The 16562-nt window shown below is 42.1% G+C and carries 17 protein-coding genes and 1 pseudogene; all 18 read left to right on the top strand.

Annotation, left to right across the window (positions count from 1 at the left end; genetic code table 11):
• Positions 1-250, top strand: a pseudogene (locus AOQ29_RS03525) (ATP-dependent RNA helicase); the annotation flags it as partial.
• 148 nt (positions 251-398) lie between these two features.
• Entirely contained in the window at positions 399-1613 is a 1215-nt protein-coding gene (locus tag AOQ29_RS03520) for a bifunctional folylpolyglutamate synthase/dihydrofolate synthase (RefSeq protein WP_061993160.1), read from the top strand.
• Complete coding sequence (locus tag AOQ29_RS03515; protein WP_061993159.1) at positions 1595-2983, top strand: MFS transporter; 1389 nt, start codon at positions 1595-1597, stop codon at positions 2981-2983. The genes AOQ29_RS03520 and AOQ29_RS03515 overlap by 19 nt, the downstream gene beginning before the upstream one ends.
• A gap of 90 nt (positions 2984-3073) precedes the next feature.
• Positions 3074-3688 carry a JAB domain-containing protein gene (locus tag AOQ29_RS03510; RefSeq protein ID WP_061993158.1) on the top strand — a complete coding sequence of 205 codons (615 nt, stop codon included), beginning with the start codon at positions 3074-3076 and terminating at the stop codon, positions 3686-3688.
• Between the two features lie 79 nt (positions 3689-3767).
• Positions 3768-4751, top strand: a complete 984-nt coding sequence (locus AOQ29_RS03505; protein WP_061993157.1) for a gluconeogenesis factor YvcK family protein — start codon at positions 3768-3770, stop codon at positions 4749-4751.
• Positions 4735-5679 carry a DNA-binding protein WhiA gene (gene whiA / locus AOQ29_RS03500; protein ID WP_061993156.1) on the top strand — a complete coding sequence of 315 codons (945 nt, stop codon included), beginning with the start codon at positions 4735-4737 and terminating at the stop codon, positions 5677-5679. The genes AOQ29_RS03505 and whiA overlap by 17 nt, the downstream gene beginning before the upstream one ends.
• A gap of 85 nt (positions 5680-5764) precedes the next feature.
• Positions 5765-6373, top strand: a complete 609-nt coding sequence (locus tag AOQ29_RS03495) for an ATP-dependent Clp protease proteolytic subunit (RefSeq protein WP_061993155.1) — start codon at positions 5765-5767, stop codon at positions 6371-6373.
• A gap of 70 nt (positions 6374-6443) precedes the next feature.
• Positions 6444-7439 carry a D-2-hydroxyacid dehydrogenase gene (locus AOQ29_RS03490; protein ID WP_061993154.1) on the top strand — a complete coding sequence of 332 codons (996 nt, stop codon included), beginning with the start codon at positions 6444-6446 and terminating at the stop codon, positions 7437-7439.
• A 176-nt stretch (positions 7440-7615) separates the two neighbouring features.
• Positions 7616-8611 (top strand): D-2-hydroxyacid dehydrogenase, encoded by a 996-nt coding sequence (locus AOQ29_RS03485; protein ID WP_061993153.1) that lies wholly within the window; start codon positions 7616-7618, stop codon positions 8609-8611.
• 249 nt (positions 8612-8860) lie between these two features.
• Positions 8861-10015, top strand: coding sequence for a PTS sugar transporter subunit IIC (locus AOQ29_RS03480; RefSeq protein ID WP_061993152.1), 1155 nt, complete (start codon positions 8861-8863; stop codon positions 10013-10015).
• Positions 10016-10170: 155 nt separating this feature from the next.
• Entirely contained in the window at positions 10171-11283 is a 1113-nt protein-coding gene (locus tag AOQ29_RS03475) for a PTS sugar transporter subunit IIC (protein WP_242977387.1), read from the top strand.
• 244 nt (positions 11284-11527) lie between these two features.
• Complete coding sequence (locus tag AOQ29_RS03470; RefSeq protein ID WP_061993150.1) at positions 11528-12844, top strand: APC family permease; 1317 nt, start codon at positions 11528-11530, stop codon at positions 12842-12844.
• 141 nt (positions 12845-12985) lie between these two features.
• Positions 12986-13609: an aggregation-promoting factor C-terminal-like domain-containing protein gene (locus AOQ29_RS07805; protein WP_083989259.1), complete on the top strand. Its 624-nt coding sequence runs from the start codon at positions 12986-12988 to the stop codon at positions 13607-13609.
• A gap of 104 nt (positions 13610-13713) precedes the next feature.
• Complete coding sequence (locus tag AOQ29_RS03460) at positions 13714-14277, top strand: YqeG family HAD IIIA-type phosphatase (RefSeq protein ID WP_061993149.1); 564 nt, start codon at positions 13714-13716, stop codon at positions 14275-14277.
• Complete coding sequence (gene yqeH, locus AOQ29_RS03455; protein WP_061993148.1) at positions 14277-15458, top strand: ribosome biogenesis GTPase YqeH; 1182 nt, start codon at positions 14277-14279, stop codon at positions 15456-15458. The genes AOQ29_RS03460 and yqeH overlap by 1 nt, the downstream gene beginning before the upstream one ends.
• Entirely contained in the window at positions 15458-15775 is a 318-nt protein-coding gene (gene yhbY / locus AOQ29_RS03450) for a ribosome assembly RNA-binding protein YhbY (protein ID WP_061993147.1), read from the top strand. Before yqeH ends, yhbY begins: the two co-directional genes overlap by 1 nt.
• 38 nt (positions 15776-15813) lie before the next feature.
• A complete protein-coding gene (gene yqeK / locus AOQ29_RS03445) occupies positions 15814-16398 on the top strand; it encodes a bis(5'-nucleosyl)-tetraphosphatase (symmetrical) YqeK (RefSeq protein ID WP_061993146.1) in 585 nt (194 codons plus the stop codon).
• Positions 16399-16414: 16 nt separating this feature from the next.
• Positions 16415-16562: RsfS/YbeB/iojap family protein (locus tag AOQ29_RS07920; protein WP_242977392.1), on the top strand; the 148-nt coding region annotated here is incomplete at its 3' end.

Genomic DNA, 16562 nt, shown 5'->3' with positions numbered 1-16562 from the left:
CCGTGGTAACGGTGGCGGACGTCGCTCAAACGGTGAAGGCCGTGGAGATCGCGGCAACCGTTCAAATTCTGAACGCGGTGGATACCGTGGTAACGGTGGCGGACGTCGCTCAAATGGCGAAGGCCGTGATAACCGTCGCTCATACGGTGAAGGACGCGATAACCGTTCACGTTCAAACGGCGAAGGCCGTGACAACCGTGGTGGACAATCAAACCGCCGTCGCGAATTTACTGTTCGCGAAAAGGACTAAAAGCTTTTAGTTCGTAAATATTAATTTTAGCTTGTAAAAGCAGACAAACCGTCTAAAGGATTTAGCTTCATTCGTTGAAGTTTATATCATTTATGACGGTTTTTGTTTATAATGAGAAACGTTAGTAACAAAATGAAAAAGGTGAAAAATGTTTAGCAATCGTGATGAGGCCATAACTTATATCCACCAGCGTCCCAAAGCTGGTAAGAAAGATAGCTTTGAGCGGATGCAAGCTCTCTTAGCTGCCTTAGGCCATCCAGAAAACCAAATACCTGATGCGATTCATATCACTGGGACTAATGGTAAAGGATCGGTCGCTACAATGGTGACAGCGATGGCTGTAGCATCTGGATTGAAAGTGGGTTCATTTACATCACCCTACATGATTGATTTTGCCGAACGATTTAAAATTAACAGACAAAATATTGATGATCAGTCGCTCATTGCTTACACAAATTTAGTTGCCACCGCTGTATCTGAAGTTGAAGGCCAATCTGCTAATCAGTTACAGCCAACCGAATTTGAAGTCGTGACGGCGATTATGTTAGCTTTTTTTGCTCACGCCGACTTAGACTTGGCAGTAATTGAAGTTGGGATTGGTGGGCAATACGACTCAACGAACGTTTTAACGACAACGAAGGTAGCAGTCGTCACAACAGTTGCTCTTGATCATCAAGCCATGCTTGGGGGGACGATTGAGGCCATTGCTAAACAAAAGGCCGGAATTATCAAAGCTGGAGCAGTTACAGTTGTTGGACCAAATTTACCAAAATCAGCTTTTCAGGTTATTCAAGAGCGAGCACAACGCGTGCAAAGTCCATTAATTATCAGTCAATCTACCAAGTTGCACAGTCGAATGACTGGTACTTATCAAGTTGATAATACCGCGACTGCCGTGTCAGTAATTCGTGCTTGGCATCCTGATTTAGCGGTAGAAGACCTTCAAAAGGGGTTGGACCAAGCATTTTTGCCGGGTCGGTTTGAAAAAATTAAACCCGGCTTTTATTTGGATGGGGCTCATAATGCGGCTGGTATTAAAGCCCTGCACCAAACGATACAAAATGATTTAAAGGGACCTGTGACGGTCATTATTGGAACCTTGGCAGAAAAAAATGTTAATCAAGCATTAAGAGAGTTAGCGAATGACTGGCAAATTCGTTTGGTGTTGGTGCCCTTTGTCGGCCCGAATGGACGAATTAGCTTACAAAATGACCAAGTTGAATTACCAAGCCATGAATATACTTGGTTTGATTCATTTGACCAAGCCGAGTCAGCAATAACAGAAAATGAAACAGTAGTGGTTACTGGTTCACTTTATTTTATTAGCGATGTGAGGAGAAAGTTATGCAAGAAAAAGTCTTAAGTCCACGGTTAATCTTAAGTATTTTAGCGATTGCCCTATTGGGATTTACAGATATCATGTTGGAAACAGCTTTAAATGTCTCCTTCCCAACCTTAATGGACCACTTAAATGTTGATTCAGCCACGGTTCAGTGGTTAACATCAGGGGTCATTTTGTTGACGTCGATGGTAATTATCATGTCACCATGGCTGAAAGTTCGTTTCAGCAACCGTTCACAATTTATGGTTGCTGGTGTCATTTCTTTGATTGGAATTTTCATTGATGCAACATCAAATCAATTTGGAATCATCCTTTTTGGTCGGCTTTTGCAAGGTGTTGGGGCTGGAGTTGGTTTGCCATTGATGAATAATGTGGTTTTCGAACAAGTACCAATGAATAAAAGAGGAACGATGATTGGTTTAGCATCCCTGATTGTTTCCTTTTCACCAGCCTTAGGACCGGCCTTTGGTGGCTTTTTGACAGCAGCATATGGTTGGCACATGATTTTCTTAGTTGTCTTGCCAATTCAACTTTTTGCTTTGATACTAGGTTGGTTTACAATTCAACAAATCGATCCGCTTGAAAAAGCTAAGTTTGATTTGATTGGTTGGCTCTTGCTGTCAGCATTCTTTGTTGGTGGGTTGATTACCATTGATCGTCTTGCTACCCATGGATTAGTGAACGTTGCTAGTTTGTTAGCACTCTTTGCTATGTTGGCCGGCATTATTGGCTATTACTTCTATGCTCGCCAGGAAGAAAAGCCATTACTTTCACCAAAAATGTTTTCCTTACCAATTTTTCGACAAGCGGTTTTTGCAGCCGTTTTGATTCAAATTGTTAATTTGACTTTTAATTATGCTATTCCGATGGGCTTACAGTTGGTTTTGAAAGAAGGATCAAGTATTGCTGGCTTGTCCCTCTTCCCAGGAGCAGTCGGCTATGCCATTATGGCTGTCATTTCGGGTAATATCTATGATCGCTACGGGGCTAAAGTACCAAACGTGATTGGCCTGACTTTGATTAGTGTTGGAATGGTCTTTATGGTGTTAGCACCCTTTGCCGTTTGGTCAATGACCTTAGGGTTTGTGATTACACAATTGGGTGGAGGATTCTGGTTTGGTAATAACATGACCAATGCGATTACCAAGCTTGACCGGACCTTCCATAGCGCTGGAAACTCAATCTTTGCCGCGGTTAATAACTATTCAGCAGCGGTTGGAATTGCCTTTGCTGCTGCCGTTGTTACTGTGTTCCAAAATGGATCAGGCACATTAGCCCACAAAACTTTAACCGGAATCCAATGGACTTACCGGCTTGATGTTTTGCTGATTATTGTGGCGGTCTATCTGTCATGGTCACTGATGAAAAAATCGCAAAATGAAAGTGACTAACATTCAATTCTTTAGAATTTAAAATAAATAAAATTAAATCGATGATAAAACAACCTGGTCTTCGTCAAATTACACAAAGGAGTGTAAAAGATGATAAAAGACCAGGTTTTTGATTATTACGATGCTTTGGGGCAAGATGCTGAAAAGAATGCAGAAACATTTAATTTGTACTTTCCGGCTGGCTACCTCTTAACTGAATTGGATGAGGAGACAAAGGCCGATTTTATCGCCGAAAACCCAATAGCAAATCGGGCGTTTTTAATTGCCCTAGCGATTGGTTATCAGCTCTCAAAGCAGAGTCGACCAGTATTGCTGTCAGCGCGACATTCGAGCCTAGTTGGTACCTTTGCCAAGGAGAAGCTAGGGACACTGAAACAAGAACAATTATTTTTAGCTCTCTTAAACACACAGTTGGATGTGATTGGTTGGGAGGTTGTTTTTGTGGGGACTTTGACGGAGGTAGCTGCCTCACCGCGGGAAATCTTCCAACGGGCCTTGCAAGCTAACGCATACGCTATGATTATTGCTCACAACCATCCGTCAGGAAACTTGCACCCATCTGTGCAGGATAAGCAATTTACAAAACGATTGTATGCTTTAGGACAATCCTTGAATTTACCACTATTGGACGCTTTTATTGTGACAAAAGACGGATACTGGTCAATGCAAGAAAACGGCCAATTGTTTACTGGGGATTTTGATTAAAATCATTTGTCAAAGTAATTTTAAAGATATAAAAATGGTAAAATAATCGTAGTATTAAATGTGAGAGGATAGTTGTTAAATGACAGCAAAAATTGTGATGATTGGTGGTGGATCAGGACTGCCAGTCATTATTAAACCACTAATCCAACAAGATGTTGATTTAACAGCAATTGTCACGGTGGCCGATGACGGTGGGTCATCAGGCCTATTGAGAGACTATGTTAATATCATTCCACCTGGGGATATTCGTAATATTTTAGTAGCAATGTCTCAAGGAGACCAAGAATTATTAGACTTGTTCCAGTATCGTTTTAAAACAAACGATGCCTTTTTGGCACAGCATGCAGTCGGCAACTTGTTGATTGCTGCCTTAACTGAAATGACTGGTGACATTTCCCAGGCAATCGCTCAGCTGGGCAGATATTTAAAAATCAAGGGGCAGGTTTATCCAGTTGCCAAAGAGCCGTTAATTTTGCATGCCCAGACTAAGGCGGGTCAAAATTTAGTTGGGGAAGCAGCCATTACTGCTGCTCACCAATCATTGGACCATGTCTGGGTGGAAACGAACCAGGGGAAGTTAACTATGCAGGCCAGCCACGAAGCTGTTCAGGCGATTAACTCGGCTGATTTAATTGTTTATGGTCCTGGATCACTCTTTACTTCAATTTTGCCTAACGTTGTGGTTCCTGGAATTCGTGAAGCTTTACAACAGACAGCGGCTCGACAAGTCTATATTGCCAACATTATGACGCAAAAAGGCGAGACAGATGCTTACACAGATGCCGAGCACTTGAGAACGCTGAATCAGCACCTCGGTGCGGACTTAATTGACTATGTCTTAACGAATGATGAAGAGGTTCCAGCTGATTTTGTTGATTATCAGAAATGGGGCGAAATTGCCCAACAAGTTGTTCAGGACCCTCATGGGATTGAACAGGCCGGAGCACAAAGTATCTCCCAAGATTTTTTGGAGTTACGTGATGCAGGAGCCTTTCATGATGGTCAGAAAGTCGCCAAGGTCTTACTAAACCTGGCAGAGGAAGCAAATGTCTTACGCAGCTGAAGTCAAAAAAGAATTAACTGGCCGAATTGTTTCTGACGACTCGGCTAAATCTGAATTAGCCGCCCTATTGCAAATGAATGGGGTTTCGACTTGGGGCTTATCTCAAGAGATAAAGGTACAGACTGAAAATCCAGCAATTGCCCGCCGAATTTACACCCTAATTAAGCAACTTTATCCAGCTGCTTCAGTTGATGTGCAAGTTAATCAGCGGGTGGCCATGACAGAGCGCAAGGCTTTGATTGTTGTCCTGCAGAGTCAGGTCGAAGACATTCTGGCTGATTTGGGGGTTGATCCTCTCGGTATTAACCAAGAGGTTCCAGCTTGGTTATTAAATACAGAAGAAAAACGGCGGTCATTTTTACGTGGCGCCTTCTTAGCAGCTGGCTCAGTCAACTCGCCGGAAAAAGCTAATTACCATCTTGAAATCTATACCAGTCATGAAGGATTTTCGGAGCAGTTAACTAAATTAATGGTCGACTTTGATATGCCAGTTAAGGTTGCCAAACGTCATTCGGGTTACTTTGTCTATCTGAAACGGTCGGAAAAAATCGTTGATTTTCTCAAATTAATTGGTGCTGGAAACACGATGCTCCACTTTGCCGATATTCGGATTTCGCGGGACATGCGCAATTCTGTTAACCGGTTAAATAATGCTGATATGGCTAATTTACAAAGGGTAGCGGTGGCTGCCAATAGTCAAGTTCAAGCGATATTAACGATTCAAAAAGAAATCGGCGATTTAGATGAATTGCCACCCAAACTTGCTGATTTTGCTCGGGCGCGTTTAGAACATCCGGATGGGTCTTTGGCGGAAATTGGGGATGTTTTAGAAATTTCAAAGTCTGGGGCCAATCACCGAATGCGGAAGTTAGCAGCTTTGGCGAAAACAATTGAAGAGGGTGGCGATTTTAGCCTCGATAAAATTTAATTTAGAAAACTGACATGAAAGTTTTTGTTATTCTGGATTATGCGTTACAATTATGTTTTAAGGAATGAAATAAAGGAGTATTGCTATGTGGCCTGGAGTAATTGAACAAACCGCCAATGGGCGTGAATCATATGACTTGCCTTCTCGCTTGTTAAAGGACCGAATTATTTTGGTTCAAGGAGAAGTTGAAGACAGCATGGCAACATCGATTGTTGCCCAACTCTTATTTTTGGAAGCACAAGATCCAGAAAAAGAAATTTCAATGTACGTTAACTCACCAGGTGGTTCAGTAACTGCCGGTTTGTCAATTACTGATACGATGAACTTCATTAAAGCCCCAGTGACAACAATCGTCATGGGCTTGGCTGCTTCAATGGGAACCATCATTGCAGCTTCTGGTGAAAAGGGACATCGCTTTATGTTGCCCAACGCTGAATACCTCATCCACCAACCAATGGGTGGGGCAGCTGGTGGAACTCAACAAACCGACATGGCGATTATCGCCGACCAATTGACGAAAACTCGTCATAAGTTGAATAAAATTTTGGCCGATGGTTCAGGCAAGGATATTGAAGAAATTGCCCATGATACTGAGCGCGATTTCTGGATGTCAGCTGAAGAAACTTTGGAATATGGTTTGATTGATGGAATCATGGAAAAAGCCGGTGAAAAGCCGATAACTTTGAAAAAATAAGCACTAAGTTGAGACATTTGAAGAAAATTTAGTGTATAATATTGTTAGATATTTAATTTGGAGGACGAATATGAAAGTTTTTGCTTACGGCATTCGCGACGATGAAAAACCTGCTTTGGAAGATTGGGAAAAGCACAATCCTGAAGTGACGGTTGGATATACGCAAGAATTGTTGACGCCCGAAACTGCTAAGTTGGCCGAAGGGTCAGACTCAGCTGTTGTTTACCAACAACTTGATTACACTAAGGAAACATTGGCAGCATTGGCTGCTGTTGGGGTAACCAACCTTTCTTTGCGTAATGTTGGAACAGACAACATTGACTTTGAAGCTGCCAAGGAATTGGGCTTCAACGTTTCAAACGTACCCGTTTACTCACCAAACGCCATTGCTGAACACTCAATGATTCAGTTGTCACGTTTGTTGCGTCGTACAAAGCCAATGGATGCCAAGGTTGCTAAGCATGACTTGCGCTGGGCTCCAACTATTGGCCGCGAAATGCGGATGCAAACTGTTGGTGTTATCGGTACTGGTAACATCGGTCGCAAGGCAATTAACATCTTGAAGGGCTTCGGTGCTAAGGTGATTGCTTTCGATAAGTTCCCTAACAAGGAATTGCAAGAAGAAGGATTGTACGTTGATTCATTGGATGAATTGTTTGCACAAGCAGACGCCATCTCATTGTACGTTCCTGGTGTTCCTGAAAACCACCACTTGATTAACAAGGATAGCATCGCAAAGATGAAGGACGGCGTTGTCTTGGTTAACGTTTCTCGTGGTAACTTGGTTGACGTTGACGCTGTTATCGAAGGATTGAACTCTGGTAAGGTTTCTGACTTTGCTATGGATGTTTATGAAAACGAAGTTGGCTTGTTCAACGAAGACTGGTCTGGTAAGGAATTCCCTGATCCAAAGATTGCTGACTTGATCTCACGTGAAAACGTTTTGGTTACGCCACATATCGCCTTCTACACAACTAAGGCCGTTGACGAAATGGTTCACCAATCATTTGATGCAGCTGTATCATTTGCTAAGGGTGAAACACCTTCAATCGCTGTTAAGTTTTAATGATTAAAACCTCAAGTTTAAAGTCTTGAGGTTTTTTTGTTGTCCACTAGTTGAGCGGAATCGTTCTTTTAATAGTATTTGGAAAAAATCTTAGACAAAAGCTGACATAGAGTTTGCACATCCTAATAATTAAGCGTAAAGTACTATTATTGAAAATTAACTATTTGGAGGATACAATGAAAATTTTTGCTTACGGAATTCGTGAAGATGAGCTACCAGCTTTGGCCGAATGGAAAAATGAAAATCCGACAGTCGCTGTCGACTACAGTACAGGACCAGTAACGGCTGAAACTGCTAAACTGGCAGCTGGGGCAGACTCGATTGTCGCCCTACAAGAATCACCATTTACCAAAGAAGCCTTTGCTGCATTATCGGATTTAGGTATTAAGAATTTATCAGTTCGTAATGTTGGAACCGAAAATATTGATTTTGAAGCAGCCAAAGAATTTGATTTTAATATTTCAAATGTGCCAGTCTACTCACCAAGCGCTGTGGCAGAATATGCCATGATTCAGCTCTCACGGGCTTTGCGGCGGACAAAACCAATGGATGCCAAGGTTGCTAAGCATGACTTGCGCTGGGCACCAACCATTGGTCGCGAAATGCGGATGCAAACTTTCGGGGTAATCGGTACTGGCAATATTGGCCGCCAAGCCATTAAAATTTTGCAAGGCTTCGGAGCAAAAGTGATTGCCTACGATAAGTTCCAAAATAAAGACATTCAAGCTGAAGGATTATATGTTGATTCATTGGATGAATTGTACGCCCAAGCAGATGCCATCACTCTCCACGTGCCTGGTGTTCCCGAAAACGTCAACATGATTAATAAAGACAGCATTGCGAAGATGAAAGATGGTGTTGTTATCGTTAATGTCTCTCGTGGAAACCTAGTTAATACGGATGATTTGATTGCAGCCCTTGATTCAGGTAAGGTTTCAGACGTAGCTCTGGATGTTTATGAAGGTGAGGTTGGCATTTTCAACAAGGATTGGACGGATAAGGACTTTTCTGATGATCGGTTAGCAGACCTAATTACTCGTGATAATGTTTATCTAACCCCACATACAGCTTTCTATACAACTAACGCCATTAACGAAATGATTCGTCAATCGTTTGATGCTGCAGTTGCTTTTGCTAAAGGTGAAGAACCAACAATCGCTATTAAATTTTAAAATTTTTAGTTCAAATCAAAATGATTTGGACTATTTTTTTGTCATTAAATTTCCGACTATGTTTCTCAATTTACAATATCAAGATTTTAATTTTAAATTATAATAATATTCGTTTTAAACAATCTGAAATTTGAATAATTTCAACAAATAAAATTAAAATATTTTGTATTTTTATTCACAGACGTCCAAAAACATGTTATACTATTTTTCGGCATATAAGTGCTTGGCATGAAAAAGGAAATATATACTATGACAAATACAGAACAGTTTTCTGGAAAGCAATCATTAGGCGTTAAAGATTTCTTCTTTAAGGTTCTATCTGGTTCAGCTCAAGGAATCTTAATCGGTGTGTTACCCTCAGCTGTGATGAAGTACATCATCCAGTTCTCAGGTTTTGGTAAGACATCAATTGGTGCTGACTATTCAGCAATTTTGACGTTGTTCACATCAATGGTACCATTCTTAATTGGTATGGCTGTGGCGATGAACTTTAAGATGAAGGCATTGGATACTGGGGTTGTTGGATTGGCAACTTTAGTGGCTTCAAAGTCAATTCTTTGGACAATGATGAAGGCGGGAACAGCTAATCCTACTACTGGTAAGATTTATGCTGCCCCAACTCGTTTGTACGCAACCAATGGTGCGGGTGATGTGATCAACGCGATGTTGATTGCTGGAATCGCAGTTTTGGTTCTCTGGTTGATTGACCGTTACCTTGGTGGCTTTGGTTCAGTTGCCATTATCTTGACACCAATCTTAGTTGCTGGTGGCGTTGGACTCTTTGGTCGCGCAATCGCTCCAACAGTTGGTCACGTTACAACTGCTATCGGTGATATGGTTGAATCATTTACTAAGTTGGCTCCATTGCCAATGGCAATCTTGATTGGAATGGCCTTTGCCGTCATTATCATCACACCGATCTCAACGGTTGGAATTGCCTTGGCTATTAACTTACACGGTATGACTGCTGGTGCGGCTGCTATGGGTGTTGTTGCCACCACTGTTGTCTTGTTGATCAACTCTTGGAAGGTCAACTCAAAGGGCACAACAATTGCTATCTTCTTGGGTGCCATGAAGGGTATGATGCCAGCTATCTTTAAGAAGCCGGTTACCATCATCTCATTCATGTTTGCCGCAGCAATCTCAGGATTTGCTGTTTCAATCTTTAACATCCAGGGAACACCAACCACTGCCGGTTTCGGTTATATTGGTTTGGTTTCACCATTGCAATCAATGATCAAGGATTCTGCTATCCCTACTTCAGTTCTTGACCACTACATCACGCCGTTCGCCGGCTTGATTGCTTGGGTTGTTATCCCAGTTTTGGCTGGTTTGGCAGCTCAATTCATCTTCTCAAAGCTTTTGAACTGGTACCAACCAGAAGACTTTAAGCAAGAATTGTAAAATAATTTTAGACTCAGCCGTTGGCTGGGTCTTTTTTATTTTCCAGCAGCTTGTTATTTCAAAATTTTAGGTATATGATTTTGTCTATAAAACTTTTGTAGAGTGTTGTTTAGACTGGAGAGATGATGATTGAAACCCCACAGGTAAAAAGTAAAATGAGCACCTTTTTTCAAAAAGGTTTGACTGGAACGGCCCAAGGAATTTTATTCGGTTTGATGCCGATGTCGATTATGAAAAATCTGCTAACGTATACACACGCCACCAATTATTATTTTGGCAGTGAGTTATTAGCGATTGTGATTCTCTTGTCTTCCTTTGTCCCACTATTGATTGGAATGGCTGTCGCCCTTCAATTTAATTTTTCAGCTTTGGAAACCGGTGTTGTTAGTATGGCGACGATGGTTGCCGCTAATTCAGTCACCTGGGGCCTCGCCAAAGCTGGTGCTAATAACCCAGTTACAGGTCAACCATTAGCTAAATCTGCAAGAGTCTTCTTATTGAATGGGACAGGCGATGTTCTAACGGCAATGGTGGTCGCTCTGTTAGCTGTCTTGGCGGTCTTTGCCATTCGTCATTTTTTTGCCGGCTTTGGCTCTTTGGCCATTATTTTAACGCCAATTTTAGTCGGCGGTGGTATTGGCTTGCTGGGAACTGTTATTCGGCCAAGCCTGGTTCAGGTTACGACTTGGATTGGTGACGGGGTTGAAAGCTTAACCAAATTAGCCCCATTGCCCATGGCAATCTTTATTGCAATGGCTTTTTCAGTTATTTTAGTGACGCCAATTTCAACAGTTGGGGTTGCCTTGGCCATTAACATTCACGGCTTAGCGGCAGGAGCGGGGGCTATGGGCGTCGTGGCGACGACAATCGTCTTGTTAATCAATTCAGCCATAGTTAATAAAAAAGGAACAACGTTGGCCATTTTGCTAGGAGCGATGAAAGGGATGATGCCTGCGGTCTTGAAAAAACCGGTGACGATGATTGCCTTTGCATTGACTGCCGGCCTTTCGGCATTGGGTGTGGTAGCCTTTAATATTCAGGGAACGCCAGTTTCAACGGGATTTGGTTATGGTGGCCTGACAGCACCAATCGCTTCGATGGCACGGGATACCACAGTCCCTGCTGGTACAGTTACCCATCTAATTACTTGGCTGCCAGCATTATTAGGTTGGGTTGTGATTCCTTTGTTAGCAGGGTTAGTCGTTCAGTTTGTTTTAGTTCGCCTAGTTCATTTGTATAAACCAGAAGACTTTAAACAAGAATTATAAGAATATCAGTAGAAACAGACTGGGTTTTTCCTAAGTCTGTTTTTTCTTGCCTTTCAAGTTTATTTTCGTTAAACTAGTGAGGTTAGTTTTGAATTAAATTTAGTATTAACAGGAACTTATTTCATTTTAAAATGTTTTATGTTCGTTTTTAAATGTTTTTGATAGCTAATTTAAAATAAAAGTATGGGTTTAACTGATTAATTCAGTTCGCAACAAATGCCCAGAGCGGATATTGGAGGCCAGCATGGCAGAAGAAAAATTAAATCGAGGTTTTGGCCTTTGGTCATCATTGGCCTTGGTGATTGGAACTATCATTGGATCAGGAATCTTCTTTAAACAGGGATCCGTTCTTCAGACCGCCGGTGATACAAATACGGCCCTTTGGGCGTGGTTCGCTGGAGGGGTCTTAACCCTAACAGCTGGCATGACTGTCGCTGAAGTTGGATCACAGATGACTGAAACAGGTGGCATTTATTCCTATCTAACTCACTTATATGGAAAGACAGTTGGTTACCTTGCCGGATGGATGCAGGTAATTTTTTACGGTCCAGCGATGATGGGCGCCATTTCAGCTTATTTTGGGGTTCTCTTTGTTGCGTTATTCAATCTGAATACTAACTTTGAGTTACCCGCTGGTATGCTAGCTTTGGCTTTTGTTGCTTTGATTAACTCTGTCCCCAACCACTTTTCAGCTAGTTTTCAGGTCATCACGACTGTTATTAAGATGTTACCTATCATTGCCCTAATCATTTTTGCCCTCTTCTTTGGCGACCACGATGCCTTGGGACAAACCGTCACAACGATGTCTCATTCGGCTTCTGGTGGTTTTGGTGTCGCTGTTTTGGCAACACTCTTTGCCTATGATGGTTGGGTTACCCTGGCTAATATCGCGGGGGAAATTAAAAATCCACAAAAAGTTTTGCCCAAAGCAATTATTACTGGGATTGTGATTGTTATCGTGGCCTATTTGGGTATTTCATTTGGTGCCTATCGGAGTTTGACAGCCAATGAAATTGTTAATCTTGGTGAAAATACCACATTAAAAATGGCGACGAATGCCTTTGGCTATTGGGGTGGTCGTTTACTTTCAGTAGCGGTTTTGATTTCATTAATTGGCACATTAAATGGGAAGGTTGTTTCATTCCCACGAATTTTGTATGTGATGGCCAAGGAAGGCGACTTTCCAATGGCAAAGTCGTTTGCCAAAATTAACCACAAGTCAAAGACACCTAATAACGCGATTTGGTTCATGATTGTCGTTGCTTATGTGATGATGGTCCTTTTAAAGCCAGATAAGCTCTCAGACTATGCAATTTTTATTACCTTCTTGTTTTATATCCTTGTTTTCATTGGGGCCTTTAAAATGCGCCATCAAGATCCACAGGGTGCAAACCGAATTTTCTCAATGCCACTTTATCCATTAATTCCGATTGTCGCAATTTTGGGTTCTTTGTATGTTGAACTCTCAGAAATCATGAATGATTTTGAAGGAATTCTCGTTTCCTTGGTTGTTGTTTTGGCAGGACTACCAATTTATTGGTGGCTGAATCGACAAAAATAACCGACAACTTTTATAAAAGTATTTGATATTTTCTTATTTAATATACAAAATAATAGTAAATAGTATATTTAATCGATTAGGGTTACTGTATTGTTACCAGTTTTAATATTCATGTAACATAACTTCGGCAGAATAATAACCATGATGTTTAATAAAATTTTGCTTACGAGCATGGCCGTCGCAGGTTTAGCCCTGACCGCCACTAATACACAATTTAATAAAGGAAAGTCAACGACTGATCAAGCAGTGAAAGTTGCAAGTACAGTTAACACCACAAAGATGTCTAATGATGTCTCAAAATCTGTTGGTGGAATTAAGGACTTAGAAAACTCAGCTGCTAGCCAAGTTGTGGCTACTGCTGATGACTCACAAAGTTCAGCTGATACTACGACTGATGCTAGTCAAGACACTACGACTGCGGACACAACAACGCAAGCAGCCGCTACGCCAGTTGCTACTGCTACACCAGCCGCAACGACAACGACTGCAGCAGCTACTACGACAACTGCTGCTACAACTACCACTGCTTCTGGTGACATTAACTGGTTGATTTCACGTGAATCTGGTGGAAACGTTAACGCTCAAAACGGTTCTTTCTATGGAATCGGACAATTGTCAGCGGATGCATATGCTACTTATGCTCCAGGACAAAGCTACCAAGGCAATTACGCTGTTCAATTACAAGCAATGCAAGGTTACATCGCAGCTCGTTACGGATCAGTTTCTAATGCAATTAGCCATTTTCAAAATAATGGTTGGTACTAAACTTACAATGGATTGAAAAGGACTCCGAAAGGGGTCCTTTTTTGCTCTTAGCGTTGGGGTTTTCGTGTATAATAGTAACTAAGGATAGAAAAGGAAAATACAGAATGGCCCTTAATTTTTTAAAGCCTACCTACTCAGTCGAGTCAGTCTACGATTTGTCGGTGGCAGAATTAAAAGCCCAAGGAATTAAAGCGGTATTAACAGACTTAGATAATACCTTACTTGCTTGGAACAACCCTGATGGAACCCCGGAACTTCATCAATGGTTAAGTGAACTAAAAAGTGCTGGGATTGAAGTTGTGGTTGTTTCCAACAATACTTGGGACCGGGTCGAAAAAGCGGTGTCAGATTTGGATGTCGAGTACACTGCTTGGTCACTAAAGCCACTTCCTCGTGGAATTTTAAAGGTCCTGAAGCAAAACCAGTGGCAAAAGGATGAAGTTTTGATGGTTGGTGACCAGATGTTAACGGATGTTTGGGCAGCTCACCTTGCGGGAGTTCCTTCTGTCTTAGTGAAACAACTGATTGAATCGGATATGTGGCAAACTTGGCTGAACCGGTCGCTAGAAAAGTTAGCTAAAAAGATTATTTACCGTAAGAACGAAACTTTGATTTGGCACAAGTCATTTGCTGATGCGGTCAAAGCAAAAGAAATAAATGGAAATTAATGACAGATAAAGAATTTGAACAACAAGAACAATTAGTGGCAACCGATGAAGAAATTCAGGCTGCCTTAGAAGAAGGTCTCTTTTGTATTGGCTGTGGCGCCAAGATGCAAGTGACCGACAAAGAAGCGGCTGGTTTCTTGCCATTATCAGCACTGAAGAAGCAATTAGCCTCTGATGAATTATTGTGCCAGCGCTGTTTCCGTCTGCGTCACTATAACGAAATTCAACCAGTTGAATTAACTGATGACGACTTTGCTGAACTTTTGCATCAAGTTTCTGAAACAAAGGCCTTGATTGTCTACGTTTTGGACTTATTTGATTTTTCAGGGTCAACGATTCCTGGTTTGCCTCGTTTCGTTGGTAAAGATAACCCCATCTTAGTGGTGGCGAACAAGGTTGACTTGTTGCCAAAGTCGTTGAAGACCCACAAGTTGCGGGCGTGGATTAATGGCCAACTGAAGGAACAAGGAATTAGCACTGTTGGGGTTGAATTGATTTCGGCTGCCCATCCGCAAAACCTTGATGATGTCTTGGAAAAGATTGATGATTTGCGTGCTGGCCGAGACGTTTATGTGGTTGGAACAACTAACGTTGGGAAGTCAACGTTGATTAACCAAATCATTAAGTCTAAGACCGGTGTCCAAGAATTGATCACGACTTCACGGTTCCCAGGGACGACCCTGGATCAAATCGCCATTCCTTTGGATGATGGAAAGTCATTAATTGATACACCTGGAATCATCAAGAAGGACCAGTATGCCCACTGGGTAACTGATAAGGATTTGAAGTATGTTTTGCCCAAGGCTGAAATCAAGGCCCGGACTTATCAATTGAACCCTGACCAAACACTCTTCTTTGGTGGTTTGGCTCGCTTCGATTTGGTAACCGGTCCTCATGACGGGTCTAAGGCGGCCGTGACGGCCTACTTCGAAAACAACCTCAAGATTCATCGAACAAAGCGTGAGGGCGCCACAGACTTCTACGAGAAGCACCGTGGTGAACTACTGGCACCAGCACCTAAGGATGCTGACGTCAAGATGGCGAAATACGAATTTAAAATTAACGAAAAGATGGATTTGGTATATGCCGGCCTTGGTTTTGTAACCTTGCCAGCAGGAATCCATATTCAGGCATTTGCTCCAGCCGGAGTGGGTGTGTTCTTACGAAAGGCAATGATTTAATGCAAGATTTAACAGGAAAGCAAAAGCGCTATTTACGGTCACAGGCAAACGGTTTGACACCAATTTTTTCAATTGGGAAGGCCGGTGCTAACGCTGAATGGTTAGCAGAAGTTCAAAAGGCTTTGGCCAAGCGTGAATTAATCAAGGTTAATTTGCAACAGGGGAGTGAATGGTCTGCCAAGGACTTAGCAAAGTTCATCGAAGAAAATTCAACAATCACTGTTGCACAAGTAATTGGTAAGACTTTGGTCTTGTTCCAACCAGCTACTGACGCAAAGTACATTAAGGTTTCTTTGGAAGTCTCAAAATTGGCCTAAGGTTAATTTTATTTTTACCAAGGTAAGGGAGGGTTAAGATGGCAACATATGCACAACAACTTAAAGCAGTTGAAGGACAGGTGCAGAGCCAACTGTCTGATGGCCGTTTTCAGCACTGTTTGCGTGTGAAAGATTATGCCATTAGACTAGCCCAACAAAATGGCGTTGATCCGGACCAGGCAGCTTTAGCTGGTTTAGTCCATGACTACGCCAAGGAACGGCCAACGGAAGACTTCTTGGCAGCGATTGACCGCCACCACCTTGATCCCGACTTGAAAAATTGGAGCCGAGCCATTTGGCACGGTGTTGTTGGTGCTTACATGATTAAAGATGAACTAGGCATTGATGACCCCACCATCCTTGACGCGGTTGTTAACCATACAACAGGTGAGGGCGTGACAATGTCAACTTTGGCGAAAATCGTCTTTATGGCTGATTACCTCGAACTAGGCCGTGATTTTCCTGGAGTTGAAGAGGGGCGGCGAATCACCGACCAATCCTTGGACCAGGGAGTCTTTTACCAATTAAAAGAAACACTATCTTTCTTAGCGAGCCAAGGCAAGCTAATTTATCCGAAAACGTTTACCAGTTATAATGACTGGGCTAAACATTTTTCTTCATAATATTTAAGGAGTTTTTATGACTACGCCAAATTCAAAGGACCTGTTGCAAACAGTTGTCCAAGCTATTGATAGCAAGTACGGAGACCGGATTACGGCCTTAGACATGCAAAAAGTTTCATTGTTGGCCGATTACTTTGTAATCGCCTCAGCTAGTTCAAACCGTC

This window comes from Fructobacillus ficulneus (genome assembly GCF_001047075.2).
Lineage (GTDB): Bacteria > Bacillota > Bacilli > Lactobacillales > Lactobacillaceae > Fructobacillus > Fructobacillus ficulneus.
This window is presented reverse-complemented; position numbering and strand designations above follow the sequence as displayed.